We start from the raw sequence: 24,010 nt of genomic DNA on the forward strand, positions 1-24,010 counted from the left end.
CTGAAACGGGGTTAAGATTTAAACAACTTTAATAAAAATTCCAACACACTATCAAGCAATGCTTTCAATAACTTTTTTATAAAGTTATCTTTCTCTTGATTCACAGTTTTTTCAATATCTTGCGTTGCTTGTTGCACAGCATTGCCAAAAGATTGCTGTAATGAACGAATGTCCGATGATGCTGATGGCGTAGCACATTGACTATTTTGATCCGTTCCAATCTGCGCAGGAACACGACCTGCCTGAACATCACTGGTGGTGAGTGGCAAATCGTAAATTTTGCGTTTAGTTTCTACTGAAAGCTGTGGAAATAAATTTAAGCCTGTTTGCTGTTCAATCTGACAAACACTGACAACTTGCACCTGTTGAGAGTTATTATTTGGAGCATAGTAAGCACCGATCACGCCTGTCTTGGGCATATATACCGCTTTAAACACAACACTCGGAACAATCACTTTGCCCTTCCCTATGGTTTTTAGGCGTTGACCTGTAAAGATCGGCCCAGTCACCAGATAGGCATCCTGTTTTTGTTTTTTTACCAAGCTACGAGTGGCTTCTTCAAGCTTCCGCCAGACTTCCTGATTATTTTTTGGGGCTTGTGGCACCATATTGGCTAAAGAAAAGCTGTCATGTTGTGAAGCTTTGTCTGGCATGTCCGCATTCGGAGACATATGTCCGCGGTCATAACCTGAAGCACGATAATCTGCCAGCGTGGAACGAAACTGCTCTGGAATTTGTTCTTCTTCATGAAACTGGTCTTCACGTTTAATTTTCTGACTTAAACGTTCCGCGGTGAGATGCTCAGCACTCCATAAAGGTGTTTTAGATACGCCAGAATAAACCAGACCAAAACCATTAAAACATAAAGGAAAAGTATTTTTATTTAAACTTTGCTTAACCAGCGCTGGTGGAGTCTGCTGATAAAATTGAGATAAGCATGAGTCTTGCGCAAAAACAGTGCCTGTTGTGGCAGTTGCGCATAACAAAACTAGTCCTTGAATACTATAGTTAAGTTTCTGAGTCATATTGGTTATCCCTTGAGCAGTAAAAACAGCTTAACAAGCTCATTTTAGAAAGTATATGTGGTTTCTTTCAAATGGCTAATCCTTGTACTCATCGGATTTTCTCTCACTCTTTACGTAACAGTTTGTTGTGGTTATGCCACACTTATACCCTTAATTTATTGATATTCCGTATACTTAGTTGCGGGTAATCCCAATCTATGGGATTGTTAATTCAGATTAAAACTCACACAATTTTTAGTATTGGAGTTCAGGTATGCGTAATATTTTCGTTAGCGTTGGGTTATTCATGGGAATGTTCACAGCAACTGCTGCGTTTGCGGAACCTGCTGTACAACCAGGTGAGACTCTAGAAAGCCTGTCTCAGGTTAAAATCAATACAACTGTAAATGGTCAACCAGGATCGTTAACAGACTTAATGAGCAGTGGTAAATATACACCTGTTCCCACGCCGCAACCAGCAGATCACAGCCATAGCCCTGTAGCGACACCTGATACACCAGCACCTATGCCAGCCCCATAAGTGAGTTAAACAATTAAAAAAACCAAGGCTTGAACCTTGGTTTTTTATTGTTAAATTTCGATTTGACCACCCAACTCAACGACACGGTTGGTTGGAATTTGATAAAAATCACTGACTGGACTGGTATTACGCTGCATAGAAATAAACAGCTTTTCTCGCCAAGGAGACATACCATCTCCAACTTTATGTACCACACGATCTCGCGAAATAAAGAAGCTAATCTGCATGAGGTCGTACTCAAAGTCGAGTTCTTCATAGGCTTGTTTCAAATCACGTGGTACATTTGGCTCGTCTTTAAAACCATAGAAAACTTGAATACGGTAAAAATGCTCAGTTAGAGTTTCAACTAAAATTCGTTCTTTTTGTGCAACATATGGGACATCCTGAACAATTACAGTGATCAGAATGTTACGTTCATGCAGTACTTTATTGTGCTTAATATTATGCAGCATGGCATGCGGCACAACATTTGGCGTTCCAGTCAGGAATACGGCATCGCCTTGTACCCAATGCACAGTATCTGAACCAATACTTTTAACAAATAAATCAATCGGCAAAGTGTCGTGTTCAAGTTTGGCAAACATCAATTCACGACCGCGCTTCCAAGTCATCAAGATGCCAAAGGCAATGCCACCAATCAATAACGGCACCCAACCACCTGATACAATTTTCAGCGAAGTTGCAGCGACCAGCACTATATCCAAAGCCAAAAATGGTGTGATCAGCAACAGTATTTTCGGTGCACTCCATTTCCATGCATAAAAAATAAATACACCAATCAATAAGGTATCGCACAGCATGGTCAGGGTCACTGCCAAGCCATAAGCACTTGCCAAATTAGAACTGGTTTTAAAAATCAGAATCAGAATAATGATTGCTGCAAGTAACAACCAGTTCAGAAAAGGCACATAAATTTGCCCTTCTTCTGATTCAGAAGTGTGCTTAATACCAAACCGTGGTAAATACCCCAGTTGCACAGCCTGGCGCGCCAAAGAAAACACACCTGAAATCACGGCTTGTGAAGCAATGACAGCTGCGATCGCTGCCAAGATAATCGTTGGGTATAACGCCCACGAAGGAACAAGCAAGAAAAATGGGTTCTCAATTGCACTTGGATTACGCAGCAATAATGCCCCTTGACCTGCATAGTTCAACACCAAACAGGGTAAAACTACACCAAACCATGCGAAGCGAATTGGCGTACGGCCAAAGTGCCCCATATCTGCATATAAGGCTTCGCCACCCGTAACCGTCAATACCACTGCACCCATAACAAAAAAAGACATCACGGGGTTGGTAAAAATGAATTCAACTGCCCAATGTGGACTAAACATTCCCAAGACAAGTGGTGTTTTGGCAATACTCATGATCCCAAAAATACCAATCGCCAGAAACCAAATCAGAGTGAGTGGTCCAAAAAGTTTACCAACAAATGCCGTACCGTGTTTTTGTACTAAAAACAGGATCACCACAATCACAATTGCAATTGGCATAATATAGGGGTCAAAAACATCGGTTGCGATGGATAAACCCTCTACTGCCGAAAGCACTGAAATGGCGGGGGTAATAATTCCATCACCAAAAAATAGGGATGCTCCAACAAAACCAATTGCAATGAGATAGATTTTTTTATTGTCAGCAATTTTTGCTTTACGTAGGTTCAAAGCAAGCAATGCCATAATGCCGCCTTCACCATTGTTGTCGACGCGCATGACGATCGCTACATATTTAATGCTAATAATCAGCGTTAAACACCAAAAAATGATCGACAAAATACCTAAGACATTTGCAGGATTAATGCCAAGTCCATGTGCCTCATGAAAAGATTCTTTTAGGGCATAGAGTGGGCTGGTACCAATATCACCAAAGACGACTCCAAGCGCTGCGAGAGCCATCGCAGGCAATCTTGCCTTTTGGGTCATAGTTTGCATTGCATAATTAAACCAAGATGATTTTTGATGCAATCTTAGCATTTAAATAAAATTTTTTCTGTAAAGCGGTGATTAAATCTTGGCAGCCTGCTTTTTTTTAGTTACTATCGCACGCCTTGGTGAGGTGTCCGAGTGGCTTAAGGAGCACGCCTGGAAAGTGTGTATACGTTTGCGCGTATCGAGGGTTCGAATCCCTCTCTCACCGCCAGATTTTATTCCTGCAATGTCCTGTAGGGTCTCAAAAGGCTTAAATCTAAAGGGTTTAAGCCTTTTTTCATGTTTCGTAGAATCCTGCCGCATCCAAAGCAATCCCCCATAAATAGGGGGACAATTGGGGGACAAATTAGTTATACTATTTTTCGTCCCCCAATTTGTACGGATTCAGCTCAAAATGCTTACAGATGCTCAAGTCAGAAAAATAAAACCACTTGAAAAGAAAAAGCGTTATTCCGATGAAAAAGGGTTATACCTAGAGGTTACACCTGCTGGTGGAAGGTTCTGGCGCTTAAAGTATCGATTTAATGGTCGAGAAAGTACTTTAACAATTGGAAGCTACCCCGAAATTTCACTCGCTCAGGCTCGCCGTACTCGCGATGAAGCTCGAATTCAGCTATATAAGAATATTGATCCAAACGCGGTAAAAAATGAACGCTTACAACAAACAGATGAAAGTATTCTTTTCAAATCACTCGCTATGGAATGGATGGAAGATCGTAAAGCTGTCATTAAAGAAACGACTTATTTACGAGATTTATCTGTATTTGAAAAAGACCTATTCCCTGCTTTGGGCGAAATGCCTATTGATCAAATCAAAGGTAAGGACATACTTACCTGTGCCAAAAAAATTGAAGAACGTGGCGCACAAGAAATGGCAAAACGCTCAATTCCTTTAGCAGGTCGAATTTTTCGTTTCGCTATCCGTAAGGGCATTATTGAAAATGATCCAACACCTCACCTTCAAGAAGCTTTAAAACCTCGAAAAGTAAAGCATATGGCTCGTTTGGATATTTCAGAATTTCCTCCATTTCTTGAACGCATGGATCGCTATCATGGCAATCCAATGATTAAAACAGCAATTCAATTAATGACATTAACTTTTGTACGAACCGCTGAACTTAGAATGATGGAATGGGACGAAATCGATTTTGAAACTAAATTATGGCGTATTCCTGCTGAAAAAATGAAAATGGCTCAACCCCATATTGTTCCATTATCAAAACAAGCAATTGAATTGATTGAAGGATTACGACCTCTGACTGGCAACAAGCAGTATGTTTTTTATAATCACAGTACAGCAAAACCGATGAGCAGCAATGCGCTACTCTGTGTCATTCGTACAATGGGCTATAATGGTAAAATGACTGGTCATGGGTTCCGTGGGCTTGCCTCAACCACACTTCATGAACAAGGCTATATGCATGATGCGATTGAAATTCAGTTAGCACACCGCGTTGGGAATGCCGTATCTCAAGCTTATAACCATGCTCAACACTTAGAATATCGCATCAAAATGATGCAAGACTGGTCTGATTTTATTGATAGCTTGAGAAATAAAATTGTACTATTTCCTAAACTTAAAGCAATTTAGTTTTTATTTAAGTTCACAAAATGTTTTCTTGAGCATTACCAAAAATTACGTAATATTTTAAAAAAGTTTAACTTATATAAAAATGAATTATTTAACACATGTATTTATATAAGCATAGTTTTTTGCTTATCTTTTATTCATGCAATTATCTTGCAGTTTTATATATAACCAAAAATAAATGAATTATCGTATGATGATGCTCTTAGATAAACTTTCAGTAAACAATGTTTGTTTTTAATGATGGAATGATATGTCAAGCTCAGAAAATAATCTCGAAGATGCGCTGATTGAAAAGCTGCTCGAGTTAAAATACACCCATAAAAACATTAATGACATAGATTCACTGAATTCAAATTTTCGAAATAAATTCAATGAATTAAATCAAGTACAACTTACTGATAATGAATTTCAACGCCTATTAGAAGAAAATATTAGTACCGATGTATTTGCATGTGCACATCGGTTACGTGAACAACATGTTTTTGATCGGGAAGATGGTACTCCTTTATATTACACATTAGTCAATACCAAAGACTGGTGTAAAAATGACTTTGAGGTCATTCGACAATTTCGTCTAAATACAAAAAACAGCCACCATCGTTACGATGTAATTATTCTAATTAATGGTTTACCTTTGGTTCAGATCGAGCTAAAAACTCTCGATATTTCCCCACGCCGAGCTATGCAACAAATCATTGATTATAAAAATGATATTGGCAATGGTTACACCAATACGCTCTTTGCATTTATGCAGTTATTTATCGTTACAAATCAAAGAGAAACCATGTATTTCAGTAACAACCAGCCTCAACATTTTAACTTTAATGCTGATGAGCAGTTTTTACCTATCTACCATTGGGCTGATGATGATAATAAAAAAGTAAATAATTTACATAAGTTTGCTGATAAATTTTTAAATAAATGCAAACTAGGTAAGATGATCAGTCGCTACATGGTTCTCGTTGCAACAGAACAGAAAATACTGATTATGAGACCGTATCAGATTTATGCAGTCGAAGCGATTATTGAAAGTATTAAGCAGAACCGTGGGAATGGCTATATCTGGCATACCACAGGTAGTGGAAAAACGCTAACTTCTTTTAAAGCATCTACCCTACTTAAAGATAATCCTGATATTGAAAAATGCCTATTTGTGGTTGACCGTAAAGATTTAGATCGTCAAACCCGTGAAGAATTCAATAAATTCCAAGATGGTTGTGTTGAGGAAAATACCAATACAGTATCTTTAGTACGTCGATTACTCTCTACAAACCATAGTAATAAAGTCATTGTTACTACGATTCAGAAACTAGCATTAGCTTTAAGTGACTCACCAGCAAGTGACAAATCGAAAACAAATAAAAATACACGTTCAAAATATCCGAGCTTCAAGGAACAACTTAAGCCTCTGCAAGATAAACGTATTGCAATTATTTTTGATGAATGCCATCGATCACAGTTCGGTGAAAACCATCAAGCTATTAAAAACTTTTTCCCGAACTCCCAACTTTTTGGTTTTACTGGAACGCCTATTTTTAAAGATAATGCGACTGTACAACGTATAGATGGGCAAGAAGCAAGTTATGCTGAAACAAAAGACATTTTTCAGCAAAGATTACACGCCTATACCATTACACATGCCATTGAAGATCAAAATGTCTTAAAGTTTAATATTGAATATTTCCGAGCAACTCAGGTCGATCAAGATAAACCTATTACAGCTCGTGTAGGTGATCCAACGACACAAGCAAAAATTGTTGATGCAATTTTAAATAAACATCATCATGCAACTCATGAGCGTAAATTTAATGCAATTTTCGCTACAAGTTCAATTAATGATGCGATTAGTTACTATCATTTATTTAAAGCAAAGCAAGCTGAGTTATTAGAAAGTAATTCAGACTATCCAATACTCAGTATTGCATGTGTATTTTCTCCGCCTGCTGACGGTGATGCCGATGTCAAACAACTATCGGAAGACCTACCAAATGAGCAAGCAGATAACAAAGAAAAACCCAATGAGAAAAAACAGGCTTTAACAGCCATCATCAGTGACTACAACACGCAGTTTGGCACAAATCATAGTTTGGCTCAGTTTGATAACTATTATCAGGATGTTCAACAACGTATCAAAGATCAAAAGTATCCAAACAGTAATGCTATGCCTCAATCAAAAAAAATCGACATTACGATTGTGGTCGATATGCTTTTAACTGGATTCGATTCAAAATATTTGAATACCCTATATGTTGATAAAAATCTTAAATATCATGGTTTAATTCAGGCTTTTTCACGTACTAATCGAGTCTTAAATGATTCAAAACCGTATGGAACTATAATTGATTTTCGTGGCTTAGAATCCGCAGTGAATGAGGCGGTGAAATTATTTTCAGATCTCAATGAAGATGATGATGCTAAAGAAATATGGTTGGTTGAGTCTGCATCACAAGTTATTGCAAAATTAGCTGTAGCAAAACAACATTTAGATAATTTTATGCAATCTAAAGGTTTAGCTCCTCTACCTGAAGAAGTTATTAATCTTCAAGGTGATACAGCAAAAGCTGAGTTTATCAATAAATTTAAAGAAATACAGAGACTGCAAACTCAATTAAGCCAATATACAGATTTAAGTGAGCAACAAGCAGAATCTATTCAAGCGATTATGCCTAAGGATGAGTTACGTAGTTTCCAATCAGTTTATTTGGAAACTGCCAAGCATTTTAAAGCACAGCAAGAAAAGCCCGATAATCAACAAAATGATGAAATCCAACAAGTTGATTTTGAGTTTGTCTTATTTAACTCTGCAATGATTGATTATGACTACATTATGAAACTGATCAGTGATTACAGTCATGCAACCCCTGAACAGCAGAACATGACACGTGAAGAACTGATTAATCTTATTCGAAGTGATGCCAAATTTGTTGATGATGCAGATGACATTGCCGACTATGTTTATAGTTTAAAAATGGGGAAAGGTTTAAACGAAGCTGACATCAAACAGGGTTATGAAAAGTTTAAACTTGAAAAAATTGATCATGAAATTGATGAAATCGCTGAAAAATATGGTTTAGAAATTGAGGCATTAAAATTGTTTGTAGATGCTACACTTGCACGCATGATTTTAGATAATGATTTGTTGCATGAGCTACTTTCTCCACTAGAATTAGGCTGGAAAGAGCGTAGTAAGACTCGTAAAGCCTTAATTCAAGATTTAACAGAACCGATGCAAAAACGTGCCAATGGGCGTGAAATATCTGGATGGGACGCACATGTCAAATAATCAAATAATTGAAAGTGATGAAGTAAAAAATGTGCCGAAATTACGTTTTACTGAATTTGACAATGATGAAGAATGGGAAATAAAACCATTTAACTCGTTGTATGAGTTTAAAACTACCAACACTTTTTCAAGAGATTTTTTAAACTATGAAACAGGTAGTGTCAAAAATATACACTATGGGGATATTCATACTAAATTTTCAACGTTATTCAATTTAGAAAAAGAGAACGTCCCTTTTGTTAATCAAAGTGTCAATTTAAAAAGAATTTCTGATGAGAATTACTGTAAAGAAGGAGACCTAGTTTTTGCAGATGCCTCGGAAGATTTAAAAGATGTTGGAAAACATATTGAAATCATTAATCTGAACAATGAAAAAGTTTTATCTGGTACTCATACCTTATTAGCTCGAAAAATTAAGCACGAGATAATTACTGGTTTTGCAGGTTTTTTATTTAACTCCACAAGCATTCGAGAACAAATTCAAAAAGAAGCTCAAGGAACTAAAGTATTGGGTATTTCTGGCACTAGATTAGCAAATATCCAAATTTACTTTCCCAAATCAAAAGCCGAACAACAGAAAATCGCAGCCTGCTTATCATCACTAGATGAATTGATACAAAATGAATCAAGTAAACTTGAAGCCTATAAGCAACATAAAAATGGCTTATTACAACAACTCTTTCCAAAAAATGGAGAGAGTTTACCAACATTAAGATTTAATGAGTTTAATAAGGATTGGGAAAGCATAGAGCTATCAAAAATAGCCCAGCCTGTTAAGAAAAAAAATACTGACCAAGATAAAATATTGATCTTATCACTATCTAATCAATATGGTTTAGTTTCACAAGTAGATTATTTCCAGAAAAAAATAGCTGGAGATAATACGGATAAATATATTGTTTTACAAAAAAATGATTTTGTATATAACGATAGAATTACTAAGAGTTCAACCTACGGGACTATTAAACGACTTTCTCTTTATAATGAAGGAATTGTCTCGCCTATCTATAAATGTTTCCGCTTTGAGAAAAACCAAAATCCTATTTTTTGGGAATACTTTTTCGAATCTAAAAGTCATGAGAATGAAATTAGACAAATTATAAATGAAGGCGCTAGAGCTGGTCGTTATAACATTTCGACTGATAGTTTCTTATCTATCAATGTAATGCTTCCATCACACTTAGAACAAGAAAAAATTGCTTCATGTTTAACACATTTAGATGAAGTGATTTCCAATCAAAATAATTATATTGAGTACCTTAAAGAACACAAAAAAGGCTTAATGCAACAGCTATTTCCTGTGCTTGAGGACGTTTCTGCATGAGTTCGACTAGAAATATTAGAAAATTTACAACATTAAGCAGATTAGTTACCTGTTTAAGAGATGACTTAAATGGTGGGGCAAATAACTTTTTACTCATTTATGCCTATAACGGTACGGGTAAAACTCGCTTATCCATGGAGTTTAAACAAAAAGGTAAAACTCAACGTCGAGGAGATAATACAACCACAAGTCGTGACACTCTGTATTTTAATGCTTTTACTGAAGATTTATTCCGCTGGGATAATGATTTGGCTAGCGATACAAGTCGTAAATTACATCTAAACAGCGATTCAAGATTTTTTTCAGGTTTTCAAGAGCTTGCATTAGAAGAAAAAATTTATACACATTTGGAAAAATATGCAGATTTTGACTTTCGTATAGATTATCAAAATTGGGCAGTATCATTTTCCAGAGTTGAAACAGTCAGACTTAGAGGACAAACAGAACCGACAACTCGAACAATCGATGACATTAAAGTCTCTCGAGGTGAAGAAAATTTATTTATTTGGTGCACATTCTTAGCAATCTGTGAACTAGCCATTGATCAACAGGAAGCATATAACTGGGTAAAATATATTTATATTGATGATCCTATTTCCTCACTCGATGAAAACAATGTAATTGCTTTAGCGAGTGACCTCGCAAAAATACTCCGTACTTGTGAAGACAAAATTAAAGTCGTGATTTCAACACATCATGGTTTATTTTTTAACATCATGAATAATGAACTTAAAAAACATGATCATAAATGCTATTTTTTATATAAAAACAAACATACCAACGAGTATCAATTACAGAGTACAGGCGATACACCATTTTTTTATCATGTCGCAATGCTCAAAGAGTTAAAAGATGCTTCAGATGCAAATCCTTGCAGACTCTATACATACCATTTCAATATTTTGCGTAGCATTATGGAAAAAACAGCTTCTTTCTTTGGCTTTGAAGATTTCTCAAGCTGCGTTAATGGTATTGAAAACGAAGCTCTTTTTTCTCGCGCACTAAATTTACTCAGCCATGGTAAGTATTCAGCGTATGAACCTCAAGTAATGGGTTTAGATAACCAACAGTTATTTAAAAATATTTTAGATGCGTTTTTACAACGCTATCCATTTCAGTTACCAAATATTGGTGAAGTTATTCAACCAACTACTTCTACATCTCCTCAAACAGATATACCACAGGAAATTCAAACATGACCGAACAGGAACAGCAAAAACTTGGCGCCTTGCTTTGGGATATTGCGAACCAACTTCGTGGTTCAATGAATGCCGATGATTTTCGGGATTACATGTTATCTTTTCTATTTTTACGCTATTTGTCATCAAATTATGAAGAATCCGTAGCAAAAGAACTTGGTTCAGATTATCCAAAACCAATCAAGAATGATAATGGAACAATTAAGCAAACTGCTTTAAGCATTTGGTACGTGGACAATCCTAATGATATCGACGACTTTGAAAATGCGATGAGAAGTCTAATCCATTATGTGATTAAACCTGAATTTCTCTGGAGCAATATTGCTGAACTTGCTCGTACACAACATAACGATTTACTTAAAACACTAAACTCTGGTTTTAAATATATTGAGGAACAATCTTTCGCCCGTAATTTTAATGGTTTGTTTTCTGAAATTAACCTCAATTCAGAAAAACTGGGCAAAGAATATAAAAATCGTAATGACAAGCTCTGCTCAATTATTAGTAGTATTGAAGAAAAACTCATAGGTTTTTCAACCAATAATGATACTTTGGGTGACGCTTATGAATATCTCATTGCACAATTTGCTTCAGGTTCAGGCAAAAAAGCTGGTGAGTTTTATACACCACAGCCGATATCAACGATCTTATCTCGTATAGTGACACTAGATAGCCAAGACCCAAGCACAGGTTATAAGAAAACATTAGAACGAATTATGGACTTTGCATGTGGTTCAGGTTCATTATTGCTCAATGTACGCCAGCAAGCAAAAGAGCATGGCGGTAAGATTGGTAAAATTTACGGTCAAGAAAAAAATATCACAACCTACAACTTAGCGCGCATGAACATGTTGTTGCATGGTGTAAAGGATACTGAATTTGAAATTTTTCATGGTGATACTTTAACCAATGAATGGGACATATTAAGCGAACTAAACCCATCTAAAAAAATTACTTTTAACGCAATTGTGGCAAATCCCCCATTCAGCTTAAAGTGGAATACAACTGAAGCTCTTGCAAAAGACTTTCGCTTTAAAGATTATGGCTTAGCTCCAAAATCTGCTGCTGATTTTGCATTTTTGCTTCATGGGTTTCACTTTTTGGCAGAAGATGGTGTAATGGCAATTATTTTGCCGCATGGTGTGTTATTCCGTGGCGGTGCCGAAAAGCAAATTCGACAAAAATTGCTCGATGATGGGCATATTGATACTGTAATTGGGCTACCAGCCAATCTATTTTTTTCTACTGGTATTCCTGTATGTATCCTAGTTTTAAAGCGTTGTAAAAAATTTGATGATGTTTTATTCATCAATGCTGCTGATTACTTCGAACCAAGCAAAAAACAAAATCGCCTGCGTGATGAAGATATTCAGAAAATTGTCGATACTTATCAATATCGTAAAGAAGAAGAGCGTTACGCTAGACGTGTGAGCTTAGATGAAATTAGGAATAAGAATGATTACAATCTAAACATTTCTAGATATATCAGTACTTCAGAACCAGAAGAGCAAATTGATCTACAGATGACAAATCAAGAATTACTGTTACTTGCTAAGCAAATCAAACAGTCTAAAGATGAGCATAATACATTTTTAAGAGAACTTGGATTACCTGAACTTCCTTAAATCTACTTTCTTTGGTGACTTAATATATGGCGTCTACTAAAAAGTGATTTAGACGCCATACTTGATATTATCCATTCAAATCACAGGACAAACAGACTTCTGTATATGCTGCACAAAATCACCTCCTGAATTAACTTTAGTTTTCAATTCAGATTGCATACACTCAGCTTCAGCTACTTCATCCGTATAAAACTCCTCTACAACCTGCATCCCATCGTCGCCTTCATCCCGATCAAACACGGCATTGGCATAGCCTTGCCGCGCTACCTGATCTAGCAACTCCTGTTGGAAGCCACAGGCTTGGGCTTCCTGTTGTAGCTGTTTAGCAGCAATGATGGCTTGCTGTAAGCTGATGCCTTCTCTGAGTGTTAGATCAACATAGTAGATCGGTGTACCATAGCTTTGGCTGGTGCTTTTGCCTCGGAGGATCAACTGTAACGGTAAGCAGGACAGCAAACCATTCACCGCAGCATGGTAATAACGCAGCCGTGCGGTTAAGGTGCGAATGCTGTTAAAGCCTGAGGTTCGCAGCACAAAGCTACCGAGTTCATCCTGCTCATCCAGATTGACGTATAAACGCGCATACGGCTTGCACTGCCCACCTTGTGCCAGTGGACACAGATCAGGCGATGGACAGGGATGCTGTTCAACCCCATTGCCTGTTCGACGCTGACAAGTTTCACCATCGCCAATACACACAGGTCGTCCTGTCTGACGGTCAAACAGGGTGTATTCAGCCCGTAGATTAAGATCAGGGTCATCAAATAGCATTCGTACTGGAATGCTTCGAAGTTTCTGATTCGGGACTTTAGCTCTAAGCTGCTCATCTAAAGGATGTTTCACCCAGCCCTCTTTACTGTGAATCTGACTGGTAATGGTAAATTGATCATCTTTTTCAGGCAGGCGCTTGCCATTCTTTTCGACTACCTTGCCGATGCTGATCCGACCGAGCACTGGTGGGGTAATAATTAAACCTTTGATCATATTGATATCCTCTTTATTTAAGTGAATGTGAATGCAATAAAAAATCCCATGGGATAAGCATGGGATTCATTGAGATTGTGGAATATGGGAGTAGTTTGTAAACAGGTCGGTTCAATCGTGATAAATCTGGAAACGTCGATTTCCCTGCTTGTTCTGCGGAAACTGCTGTAGATATTCAGGATGTTGTTTCAGTAAGGCTTTGCTATCCAGACTGATGGAGTCCTTAGAACGCTTCCACGTCACAGAACCACTTTGAAACACTGCGCGTTCCGCATCCTGCATCTTGGCTTGCAGTTGATGCTTGAGTAGATCAAATTGCTCCTGATGCTTCTCGATGTGCTGACGGGTTTGAATCAGTTGCTCAAACTGTTGATTAGCCTCAGTATCTTCAGATAAATCCGTGGTACTCAGGGGTACATGTTCTGGATAAAGTAATTGCAGCGCTTTGGCAGCCGAAGCGCTAGCATCCACGGAAGGTGGAATATCCTGCTCGACACAATCCCAGAATTGACGCTCGGCTTGAATGATGTGACGAATCACTGATTCACTACGGGTGACTTTAAAAATCTTGGTTTCATGCCCACACAGCAACACACAAACATGTGCTGCCTGTTTGCCTGTCACCGCCAGTTGATGCTGTACCTGACATAAAACGTAGAGTGGAACCCCATCACGCCACAGTTTTGCCCCATGTTCGCCTGCGGTTTTACATTCCAGAATCTGTACTTCAGGAGTACCGACCACGGCATAATCCAAATTGGCAAGCATAAAATGCTTATCTGGATCAGGATGCTGCAATACCGCATTCACGCGTCTGACTTTATGTTGGGTATGCAGGCTATAGTATTCCGCTACCAGTGGCTCTAGCTGTTTGCCCCAGTACAAAGGTGCATGTCCTTGATGTTCATCTTCGAGGTTTTGTTGAATCCGTCCAGTTTTAATCATCCATAGTTCTAGCATTGACATGTAAGGATTCAGCCCACAGGCGGCAGCACAGTCGCTGCTGCCAATGCCTTGCCGACGCACTTCTAGCCATTCAGCTTGGCTAAGCTTTTTGGTATCCACAAAGCGTTTGGCAGTAAACAGTTTCGGACGTTGCTTATTTAGGGTGGCTTGAGTTGATGCAGATGGATTTAAAATTGCTGTATTCATAAGAATTTCCTGTCATTGTTAAATTTTGGGCATAAAAAAAGCCGTGTCCGAAGACACAGCTTTGAATGCAATTTCATGTATAAAAGAGGTTAAAGATCAGGGTTAAAGTACTTGTACGCTAACTTGAGCGGTCACTTGTACGGTGGGCAGCGATCAAGCTTAAGCAATCAAACGTAAGGCTTGTTCTAATCCCCGTTGTTTGAGTGCTGCCCCTGCACCGAACCATGCTGAATCCAGACGATGATCCTGACTCATGGCACGACGCTCATGGTCGGCAAATTCGGTGATACTGCACAGCAAGCCATAGGCGCTGTCTTTGGCTGAGCTGAGTTCAGCACCCCGTCCCTGACCGTTAAACATGCTCATGACTTTGGACATGGCTCGTCCATTCGGTTCGGTTTTCGTCTCGGCTTTGCCTGTTGGGTGACTTTGCGCTTGAGTTGCCACATTACGATAGAACTGAATAATGCTGTCATCCTGATCAGCAATGCTCAGACTGGTGTTGTTAAACACCGCATCAAAATAGGCTGCGGCTTCAGCTTGGCTGACTTTCCGTTGGCTAAGCTGTTTCATTTCATACATGTGTTCATCCCATGCACGGACTGAAATGCCCAGTTGTTGCTTGACCTTCTCGGCATCGAACTTGGTACTATGTGGGACTTTGACTACGCCTGCACTACTGCTTTGTCCTTTCAGGGCAATCGCCAAGGTGTTGTTACACACCACGCGAATGGAAGTAAATTGCGCGGTGGTAGCTAAGGTGCCATCACACGCGGTTGCCAGCAAGATATAGCCATTGCTGACATCCTTACCTTTCAGCGCTGAGGTTTGTCCCGTTTTTGCCAAAGCCCAGAACTTTTTACCGCCTTTGAGTACCCCTGCGGTTTCCAATTCAAAGCCTGCCTGTTCGGTTAAGTCACGATAGAACTCTAGAATCTCTAAAGGCTGAACTTCCTGATAACGCTGACTCACGACGGATAAGGGTGCATGAGTATCCGAACGATATAAGACGCGTTGTTCCTCGAATGGCAAGATCAGACTCTGCCCACGTTGATTCTGTGCCATATAGCTGACATTGGAAGATTCAATCCGCCAGTCCATGCCCGCTTGTTGTGCCCAGACTTCAATCGGCTGATTGGGTGTGAGTGGATTGCCTAAACCATGCCAAGGGGTTGCACCAACATACGCCATATTTTCAATCAGATGTGCCATAAAATAATTCCTATAAAAAGTGTGTTTTCATCCAAGTGAATGGATGAACCGTAAAGGGTTCAATACTAAAAAGATGAATTGCGAATACTTGGACTGAAATCGCGATCACAGTCGTTGCAGTAGTAATGTTGAATCGAAATCGGTGATGTACTTCTTTGTACATCATCTTCAGTCATCAACATCCAGACGCCACCAATCAGTACACCGACCAATGCTCCTGCAATCGGAGGAAGGTTCAGGCTTTTGGAAATGCTGACGCCTAAAGCTGCCAGTGCCATCGGAGACATGGCTGAGTTGCTGTTTGAATTGGATAATGGGTTAGTTGGGAAATAATGTGGGGATTGCAGCAGTACCGTATCGCGGGACTGACAATAAGGGCATGACAAACTCATCTGAATTTTTCCTATAGTTAAATGAGCTGAATAAAAAAAGCCTGCTTTGGGGGAAAGCAGGCAAAACCTAAATTCGGGTATTGGATATGGCTGATGTGAAATCAGCTATATCTCTCATTCAGATGATATGTATCTGTAATTTTTTAGAATGTGCTGTTTCTAAGCACTATGACGATAAATTTTAATGGCTTGATACTGGGATGAATTGACCTGTTTTTTATCAACGATTATCATGCAAGGGCTGACCTACATTGTCAGTCGGTTTTAGCAGACCGCAGATCCAGCACGGTATATAAAATCCTTTTTATATGTCGTGGAACCCTCGTGTCCCCTTCTCGTTGAGGTAGGACGGGAGGGGGACGCCTCGTGCGTGCTGGTTCCTTGGATCCCAGTCTGCTAACCCCTTCTCGTTCTGCCACCATTATTTAGCAGTAATTTGGTAGAGCTTCTTATAATTCCAAGGAGTCAATCATGACGCAATTTACTGTGCTTTCTTCTCTTGCACCACCGCTGCAACCTTTTATTCCTATTCCATCATTGTGTTCTCACACTGTGCATTAATTGATTTTAAGGCATGGATCAACCACTGAGTTGCTGATTCAGGGGGAGCTTTGTGCTGGAACAACATCATGAAATTGATTGCACAGCTCATCTTAATTGTCATCGTTGTGGTGGCTTTAGGACCGGGCTTTATTCTACTGCTCGGTGCATTATGGCTACTGATTTATCTCGCAGGCTGGCATAAATAAAACCATCCACATGATTTGAAAACAATAGATAACAATGAATTGGAATACCTATGAAATATCAATCTTGCTTTGTGGTGATTGCCTTTGCACTCACCAGCACCTTACTGCTGGGCTGCGAAAGTAAAGTCAAACGAGACTTTAAAGCAGGCTGTCAGGCAGGTGGTTTAGATCGTTCAACCTGCTCCTGCATTTATGACAAAGTTGAAGAACATTACTCGCCTGAATTTATGGAAAAAATGAGTGATGTCACCGTTCGAGAAACCATGCAACCGCCTGAAGGCTTCAATGTGGTGATGGCAAATGCCATACAGCAATGTCAGAAATAAGTAGAGGAAAGTATTATGAAAAATTATTTAATCATCGGGTATATTGTCATTGCTTTCATTTGCTCGGTCTATTTCAAGAATTGCAGTAGTACCGCACATTTAAGCTATGCCTACAATCTGGGTAAAGCCGTTGTTTGGCCAGTCACTATTTTTAGAAAATAAATAAGAGAACACTTCCATGAAAAAATTTATCCTCACATGCAGCCTCAGTCTGCTTTGTGGTTCAGTCTTTGCCCAGCCGAATTCCGCCAGCGTCATCGTCAAAAAGATCGAAGGCTTTAGCGAATCAGGTGATGCGTTTAGCTTTAAAACCACATCAGGTAAACGCTATCAAGTCTATAATGCAGGTGGAGCAAGTCCGATTCATGGCGAAGAATTGATTTCTAGCTCAGCGAAAACCAAGAAAACCATTTGCTTACGCCTTGATGTAGATAAAACTGAACCTCGTCTGGTTCAGTCTGTTCGTCAAGGGAAATGTAAATAGCCCACTTTTATAACTCGACGGCACAACAATAATATCTACTGACATGGATGCAAGGTAAAACTCCATCCATGTCAGCATAAAAATCGATCAGAGAAATTCAGCCATGAAGCTGATTCAACCATATTTTTATCCAGTTCATTTCTATTCAGTTTAACGACATGTAGCCCACATCAGGAAAAGCCTCAAGCAGCCGACACAATCGTAGCACCAAGTCCGAGTGCATCTGAGCAACAAGCGCAAGCCATGAGTACAGATACCGATACGAAATTTACGGATGATATTGATCAAGGTGATACCAATACTGAAACAGTTCAAACTGTTCAGGATCAATTTGAAGTTCATATTCGTCATGAACCTTCGCAAAGTACCATGACAGGCTATGTTGGTAAGTTGGATATTATTTCACTCAATAATGACCTCACCACATTAACAGGGGTTCTCATCAATCGGAGAAACAGTCGAACCAAAGGTTTTTATGATTTTAAGAATATGCGCTATGGTTCTGTAACACAGGTCTATTTAGGTTGTGCTGCTGAGTATGTTCGCGAGGTGACCATCAGTACAAATAGTGGCTTGTACTATACCCATAATTTTTAGGCATTCAAAACACCAAATTCTGATGTGTTTGTTAACTTAAAATTTGACGTTATGCTGGGCAAAGCTGCTGACCTATTCGAATCAGCAGTGTGGTCAATTTGATGCTAAAAACCGCAATTTTGCTAGCTTGGGCTAGTGCAAAGATTAGTCCTTATCTTAGAAAAATAATGTTTTTTGGCGTTTAGCTTATTTTTCTAAATTTTTCAGTAAATCTTTATACTGTAAGCTAATCGTTGAATTTAAGATCATAAATTCAACGCATTTTGTTCGTTCAGAATTTCCACTTACTGGCGTATAAGCCGAACATAACAATACCTTTGTTTCTTTTTCACTATCACGTTTAAGTATTTTGTCTGTTACGCTAAATTTAATATCTAGATCATATCTACTACGATCATTCATTTTTTTTAATCGCTCACATATTTCTTGTAAGAATGCTAGGGGTTTCATATCCGTTTTTTCTTGATTAACCAGCAAATCAACTTCAGCAAATAGAGTTGCTTTAGTAGGTCTTTTATCTGGATCTACACTTTCCAGCTTAGCTAATTTCTTTTTAAGAAGCTCTTGATGCTTTCTTTGTTTGTTTTCTTTATTTATCTCATACAACCACAATGCAATCAAATCCGTTTGTACTGAAGCCTTTTTATCATAATGATGCTCCACATTAGATATCATATCTAATGATTGTAAAATTTTATTGATCTCTTGTAATTCCTCAATCTTGATTGCCTTTTGCATATCATCCACATTTGCAACATCATGATAAAACCAAACACGATATGCAATGTATTGCAGGAAAAATGTTGTCATGCTATCAGCAATATTTTCAGTTGGTTCATAAATTCTTAGGTTATAGCTTAAATAATCGTACCTTAACGATCCTTTTTGCACTTCATTGTATTCAACAAATGAAGTTGTGAATTTTGGTGAGAAAAAACGTAAATAGCGATTTAGTGGCTTAAACATTTTTGCGACATCAAGTGGGTTACTTAATTCTGTTTGATATTCGCCATCAGCACTGTATTGATATTTTTGAATGAGCAGTTGAAAATAAATGTAGTCATAAACCAGTTGATCAATAGGCAAATCAATCAATAAATCCGAAATATAATATTCACGTTTAGTATCAGCAAGGAAGTTTTCGATCTTAAGATGCTTACTAATGCAACTTACATTTTCTAAAAACTGAGGCTCCCTATAATTAATAATATTCACGACTTGCTCGAACGTAAGTGCGTGAGCTTTTAAAATATCCTCAGATATGCCTAGGGTTCCTGTTTCATAATAGTTAAAAGCATGGTCTATAAAACGATTGTTTTCAAACAACGACTGTATCAATATTTTCTTACGATCTAACTCTAAATTATGACATGTATAAAACTCAACGAGATCATTGACAAAATTATTATGCATCCTGTCCCTTAACGCTTTCATATTAGCTATGAGTTCAGGATACCTTTTATCAAATTTTTGAATGGTAATTGACTGTACAACCAAGTTTCGGAACACTTGATGAATAATTTCTGAGGGGAAATGTATATTTTTTGAACTCATATTAAGAAATCGAATTACAGAATGGACTTAATTCGAATTACGTTAACACAAAATGCCCTTGAAATCGGAGGGTTTTCCCATGCAAAACAATCAATCAGCAATTCAAATTCTACGGCTTAAAGAAGTTGTTCATACCACTGGTATTTCGCGCTCATCGCTCTATGAAAAGCTCAACCCTAAGTCAAGGCGATACGATCCATCATTCCCAACACCCATAAAAATTGGAGCTTCCGCAGTAGGGTGGTTTCAACACGAACTTAATGATTGGCTTTTATCAAAAAAAGCATAAACCTTAAGTGCTTATCTTTTCAGTCACGTAGAAGCAGAAATTTATCGACATTACCGATGGGGCTTGATCTCAAGTCCCCTTGTTAACCACTGTTGTCTCTGATTTTAGTACGTGTATTCTATATGATTGATATATCTATATATTTATACATAATATAAATAATAGATTCTATATAATTTTGATTGATAAGAACAATTAAACTTATATAAATAAATTATTGATTTTAATATATTAATTATCATTTTTAGATTCTTCACATACTATAGATCAGATGGCAGAAATCCGTATTTTATTACCGATTGGAGCTATATCTATGAGCACCATAGAAATTGATCTTACACCTAATCTAAAAGATATAAGTAGATTTGAATTAATCGACGCCTCCCTCCCTTCAGAAGAGTTAGAGCAATCAGTTGAAGTTGAAAATGAAGAATCATTATCAGCACCTTATGATGAAGTCAGTACAGGCATTGAGCTAGAACATGCTTACTCAGATGATGCAGATAACAGTGCTGAAGTACGAAACTTACTGACAACCAATCTGCTCTGTAAACAGCAGCTAGACCCGCAAATTGTTGCTTGTTTATATGCAATTCTCATATGTAATCAAATTAAGAAACATCATGCGACTTACCTCTATGGCTGGATTAAGTCAAAACAAAATCAATTAGTTCCAGATCATTGGGAATTGATTTATCCCGAGTTACTGGAATTGATACGAAGCTTTTTACTTGCTAATAAGCAATTGAAATCGCCAATGCATTTGAAGTGTGAAGAATATGATTTAGTAGCATTCTCTTTTAATCATGTGCTTCCAAATGATCAGAATTGTTTATTCGATTTAATTAAGTACCCGAATGATCAGCTCAACGTAATAAATGCAAATAGAATACCGACAGGTCATAAAAATTCTGTAGCAATAATCGCTAACTCTCTTGTTAAAGAGATTTTTAAAGGCTTAAAAGATGAAAAATTTGTACAACGTGTAAATGATCGTCGAAAGATGGCAAGAAAGCGTAAAAAAAACGTACTGAGATACATCGATAAACTACGTAAAAAATACTCGCGCTTAGTTGGTGTGCGTATTGATCTATATTTACCTATGGACAAAAAGCACTTTACGCCTAAAGAAACTGTAAAGCATTTCCATATAATTTTACAGAAACTTCGTCGGAGTAAAACTCTGCATTTAAAAGGTTACGTGACGAAATTGGAATATGGCATAGATCAGGCTTTACATTTCCACTGCTTTTTCTTTTTTTGTGGTAGTGAGCATCGTGAAGACATTAGCTTAGGTCGAATGATTGGTGAAATGTGGGATAAGCAAATTGATGGTAAGCATAGCTATTTTAACTGTAATTCCAGCAAGAATCGTAAGAAGTACAAATACGATGCTTTAGGTGTAATCAACCGTGATGATCAGACTAAGTACGACAACATTGCGAAAGTTATTCACTACTTTGCTAAGTTTGAGCAGTACGTCTTACATAGCAGCTTAGAACGCGTCAAAACATTAAATACAGGCGTTTCACCTCATCTACGTAACAAAATGGGTCGCCCAAACCTGACCAAACATTATTGATCTATTTAACCCTATTATAGAGATTTTCAATATGAACCAAGTATTTGTACCCAACGCACAGCCTTTATTTTTTAACTACGCACAAACACAATCGAATATTTATCCGAATGGAAATGAGAGCGTCCCTCCATATGTTGGAATGATTCGACCTATTTTCGGAGATACTACATTTAGTCAAATCGCACTCAGACTGATAAATTTCACTAAGCAGTTAGAACAGGCTAAAATTAAAGTCTATCCTAAACCAACAGCAGCATGCCCATGCCCTGCTATGAATCCACTATTTATTTGGGCCCTACGGCAAGCACCGCTATTTGCTCATTTCATTGATCTATTCGAAGGTTTTGAACCCCATCCTCACTTAAAAGCCTTTCATCAATTTTCACTACAAAATATTGGTGTAGCGACCTCATCACAGCCTGTTCCAATCTATATGGTTGAAAATAACTTTGATTTTTTTCGTGGTCAGTTATACGCCGCTAAAGCAAAGCTCCAAGCGAATAAATATGAAGCACAAGTGCAAAAACTTCGCAATGAACAAAAGACAGTTTTCAGACGTGTCATGCAAACCCAAGAACAAGCCAATTGTATTTTCTTAGAGCTACCATTAATTGCTCAAACTAACCCTCCACATTATATGACGCAGGAAGATGCGGAAAAAGATTCAGTAAAAGTACTGAAAAAATACTTTAAGTGGCTACATGCTTCAAAACAGCTCGCAGGTAAACTTTATGATATTCAGTGGCGCATCGTTAAAGGGCTTGATCATCATCTAACAGCACAAACATTCATTTACATACTTGGCGATGAAATAAATTATTTACCTCTATTGCAAGAACAATGGGAATTAGTTTGCTTGGATTATCAGCTACAAGGAATTTTTCCAGAGCCAAAATACACCCATTGCTATGATGGACAAGGTACGGTTCAAAAGGCATGGTTACAACTGATTGAACGCGTACATGAACCACTTGGTTTTTATCGTTATAAAGGCAATGGCATTACTTATGTGTGGAAAGAATACACAGGCAATGTCTAGGGTTGGGTTCTACATATAGTAAAAGGCTCTGATCAGAGCCTTTTACTATTAATGCTGTTTTAGAATTAAACTCGTATTTTCTTAATGGGGGATAATTGGGGGATTAATTTAAAATAAATATTTTTTATTAATTTATTATCAATTATTTATACAAAAAATATGATTCCCTCTCTCGCCAAAATTCATTTCAGTACCATCCACTGGAATAAAAAAGGCTTAAATTTTTTAAAATTTAAGCCTTTTTTGTTAATCTAGGTAAGCAATATAATCAGGTTGCTGACTCTAAACGATAATAATGATATTCCACATCTTTCTCTTTATAGACGGCATAGCTGTTTTGGCGAAAATCCGAGATCCACTCTGAACCTGTATAGCCTGCTATATGTCCGTAAGTATGGTTACTGGTCGCATCAATAATATAAATATCGCCTTTCTTTGGTTTATTAAACGCAGGTTTAATTTGCTTATAACCATTTTTCTCTAAAGTACGCCCCCAGTTTGCTGCTGCAATTGGGTGGTTCGATACATTCGCCCCTGCAGTTTGCAAAGCAATACGTACATTACGCGCACATTTTTCCGAACTTCGTCTTGCTGAAATGCTTTCAAGTTTATTAGAAAACTTGGACAGATTAATACTTTGCGCCGTTAAATCTACGTTATGAGCAATATGATGCTTTGTCATTTTAACATGATGTACTTTACGCTGCGGCTGAACATGCTGTGGTTTTTTAGCGGCGCCATGTGCATGTCGAACGTGAACCTGAACAGAATGTGCATGGGTGTCATGCGCGTGAACCGCATGGTGAGCATGGATCATGACAAAAACCTATTTTTTCCATCAAAACTTCAACAGCGTGCCATTGTAGAAGGAAATGTTTTCAGATGTGCTACAGGGTTGTAACAAATTTTAGACAGCTCTACATTTCACACAGCACTTATTGCATAAGTTGAGTGGCTATATTTTTGATTTAAAAACGATATAACGTATCAATTAAGATTTTAAACACCTATTTTTAACTGACTACTTTTTAATCAAAAAATTACCCATAAGGTCTAATTCAAGCTGTTTTTAGATATACTTTATGAAAAAGTATAATATTCATTTTTTAACCACAATATATACCGTTTATCACAAATTACGCCTATTTTATTGAT

General features: G+C 37.8%; 19 protein-coding genes, 1 tRNA gene and 1 pseudogene. 13 read left to right on the top strand and 8 right to left on the bottom strand.

From position 1 onward, the window contains the following. Nucleotides 1-11: 11 nt before the first annotated feature. Nucleotides 12-1,025, bottom strand: coding sequence for a DNA/RNA non-specific endonuclease (locus E0H77_RS05770; RefSeq protein WP_131375732.1), 1,014 nt, complete (start codon nucleotides 1,023-1,025; stop codon nucleotides 12-14). 253 nt (nucleotides 1,026-1,278) lie between these two features. Here E0H77_RS05770 and E0H77_RS05775 point away from each other — a divergent pair. After that, nucleotides 1,279-1,453 (top strand): annotated as a pseudogene (locus tag E0H77_RS05775) (hypothetical protein); the annotation flags it as partial. 142 nt (nucleotides 1,454-1,595) lie between these two features. Here the strand turns inward: E0H77_RS05775 and E0H77_RS05780 are convergent. Next, nucleotides 1,596-3,476, bottom strand: a complete 1,881-nt coding sequence (locus E0H77_RS05780) for a potassium transporter Kup (RefSeq protein ID WP_131375736.1) — start codon at nucleotides 3,474-3,476, stop codon at nucleotides 1,596-1,598. 118 nt (nucleotides 3,477-3,594) lie between these two features. Here E0H77_RS05780 and E0H77_RS05785 point away from each other — a divergent pair. The 6 genes from E0H77_RS05785 (at nucleotide 3,595) to E0H77_RS05810 (ending at nucleotide 12,495) form a co-directional block, all read left to right on the top strand. Further along, nucleotides 3,595-3,684: transfer RNA gene (locus E0H77_RS05785), tRNA-Ser, on the top strand. A 183-nt stretch (nucleotides 3,685-3,867) separates the two neighbouring features. Then, complete coding sequence (locus E0H77_RS05790; protein WP_131375738.1) at nucleotides 3,868-5,064, top strand: tyrosine-type recombinase/integrase; 1,197 nt, start codon at nucleotides 3,868-3,870, stop codon at nucleotides 5,062-5,064. 250 nt (nucleotides 5,065-5,314) lie between these two features. Next, nucleotides 5,315-8,347 carry a type I restriction endonuclease subunit R gene (locus tag E0H77_RS05795; protein WP_131375740.1) on the top strand — a complete coding sequence of 1,011 codons (3,033 nt, stop codon included), beginning with the start codon at nucleotides 5,315-5,317 and terminating at the stop codon, nucleotides 8,345-8,347. Further along, nucleotides 8,337-9,671, top strand: a complete 1,335-nt coding sequence (locus tag E0H77_RS05800; RefSeq protein WP_131375742.1) for a restriction endonuclease subunit S — start codon at nucleotides 8,337-8,339, stop codon at nucleotides 9,669-9,671. The genes E0H77_RS05795 and E0H77_RS05800 overlap by 11 nt, the downstream gene beginning before the upstream one ends. Continuing rightward, complete coding sequence (locus E0H77_RS05805) at nucleotides 9,668-10,870, top strand: AAA family ATPase (RefSeq protein ID WP_131375744.1); 1,203 nt, start codon at nucleotides 9,668-9,670, stop codon at nucleotides 10,868-10,870. Before E0H77_RS05800 ends, E0H77_RS05805 begins: the two co-directional genes overlap by 4 nt. After that, nucleotides 10,867-12,495, top strand: coding sequence for a type I restriction-modification system subunit M (locus E0H77_RS05810; protein ID WP_131375746.1), 1,629 nt, complete (start codon nucleotides 10,867-10,869; stop codon nucleotides 12,493-12,495). Before E0H77_RS05805 ends, E0H77_RS05810 begins: the two co-directional genes overlap by 4 nt. 75 nt (nucleotides 12,496-12,570) lie before the next feature. Here the strand turns inward: E0H77_RS05810 and E0H77_RS05815 are convergent, their stop codons facing one another. The 4 genes from E0H77_RS05815 to E0H77_RS05830 form a co-directional block, all read right to left on the bottom strand. Then, nucleotides 12,571-13,479 (bottom strand): recombination directionality factor, encoded by a 909-nt coding sequence (locus E0H77_RS05815; protein ID WP_131375748.1) that lies wholly within the window; start codon nucleotides 13,477-13,479, stop codon nucleotides 12,571-12,573. 111 nt (nucleotides 13,480-13,590) lie between these two features. Further along, nucleotides 13,591-14,631 carry a YqaJ viral recombinase family nuclease gene (locus E0H77_RS05820; protein ID WP_131375750.1) on the bottom strand — a complete coding sequence of 347 codons (1,041 nt, stop codon included), beginning with the start codon at nucleotides 14,629-14,631 and terminating at the stop codon, nucleotides 13,591-13,593. 159 nt (nucleotides 14,632-14,790) lie between these two features. Then, nucleotides 14,791-15,843 carry a DUF932 domain-containing protein gene (locus E0H77_RS05825; protein ID WP_131375752.1) on the bottom strand — a complete coding sequence of 351 codons (1,053 nt, stop codon included), beginning with the start codon at nucleotides 15,841-15,843 and terminating at the stop codon, nucleotides 14,791-14,793. 65 nt (nucleotides 15,844-15,908) lie between these two features. After that, on the bottom strand, nucleotides 15,909-16,235 hold the full coding sequence (locus tag E0H77_RS05830) for a hypothetical protein (protein WP_131375754.1): 327 nt from the start codon (nucleotides 16,233-16,235) through the stop codon (nucleotides 15,909-15,911). 799 nt (nucleotides 16,236-17,034) lie between these two features. On the opposite strand from E0H77_RS05830, the gene E0H77_RS05835 reads away from it, so the two are divergent. The 3 genes from E0H77_RS05835 (at nucleotide 17,035) to E0H77_RS05845 (ending at nucleotide 18,391) form a co-directional block, all read left to right on the top strand. Further along, on the top strand, nucleotides 17,035-17,310 hold the full coding sequence (locus E0H77_RS05835; RefSeq protein WP_131375756.1) for a hypothetical protein: 276 nt from the start codon (nucleotides 17,035-17,037) through the stop codon (nucleotides 17,308-17,310). Between the two features lie 178 nt (nucleotides 17,311-17,488). Beyond that, on the top strand, nucleotides 17,489-17,794 hold the full coding sequence (locus E0H77_RS05840) for a hypothetical protein (protein WP_131375758.1): 306 nt from the start codon (nucleotides 17,489-17,491) through the stop codon (nucleotides 17,792-17,794). A 120-nt stretch (nucleotides 17,795-17,914) separates the two neighbouring features. Further along, complete coding sequence (locus E0H77_RS05845) at nucleotides 17,915-18,391, top strand: hypothetical protein (RefSeq protein WP_131375760.1); 477 nt, start codon at nucleotides 17,915-17,917, stop codon at nucleotides 18,389-18,391. 186 nt (nucleotides 18,392-18,577) lie between these two features. On the opposite strand, the gene E0H77_RS05850 is transcribed toward E0H77_RS05845, so the two are convergent. Further along, a complete protein-coding gene (locus tag E0H77_RS05850) occupies nucleotides 18,578-19,945 on the bottom strand; it encodes a hypothetical protein (protein ID WP_228258299.1) in 1,368 nt (455 codons plus the stop codon). Nucleotides 19,946-20,024: 79 nt separating this feature from the next. On the opposite strand from E0H77_RS05850, the gene E0H77_RS05855 reads away from it, so the two are divergent. From E0H77_RS05855 to E0H77_RS05865, 3 genes are all read left to right on the top strand, one after another. Then, on the top strand, nucleotides 20,025-20,234 hold the full coding sequence (locus E0H77_RS05855) for a helix-turn-helix transcriptional regulator (protein WP_131375762.1): 210 nt from the start codon (nucleotides 20,025-20,027) through the stop codon (nucleotides 20,232-20,234). Between the two features lie 313 nt (nucleotides 20,235-20,547). Continuing rightward, nucleotides 20,548-21,816 (top strand): YagK/YfjJ domain-containing protein, encoded by a 1,269-nt coding sequence (locus tag E0H77_RS05860; RefSeq protein ID WP_131375764.1) that lies wholly within the window; start codon nucleotides 20,548-20,550, stop codon nucleotides 21,814-21,816. 31 nt (nucleotides 21,817-21,847) lie between these two features. Then, entirely contained in the window at nucleotides 21,848-22,855 is a 1,008-nt protein-coding gene (locus E0H77_RS05865) for a hypothetical protein (RefSeq protein ID WP_131375766.1), read from the top strand. Nucleotides 22,856-23,123: 268 nt separating this feature from the next. Here the strand turns inward: E0H77_RS05865 and E0H77_RS05870 are convergent, their stop codons facing one another. After that, nucleotides 23,124-23,672, bottom strand: a complete 549-nt coding sequence (locus tag E0H77_RS05870) for a peptidoglycan amidohydrolase family protein (RefSeq protein ID WP_131375768.1) — start codon at nucleotides 23,670-23,672, stop codon at nucleotides 23,124-23,126. Nucleotides 23,673-24,010 lie beyond the last annotated feature (338 nt).

It is taken from the genome of Acinetobacter brisouioides, assembly GCF_004331075.1.
Lineage (GTDB): Bacteria > Pseudomonadota > Gammaproteobacteria > Pseudomonadales > Moraxellaceae > Acinetobacter.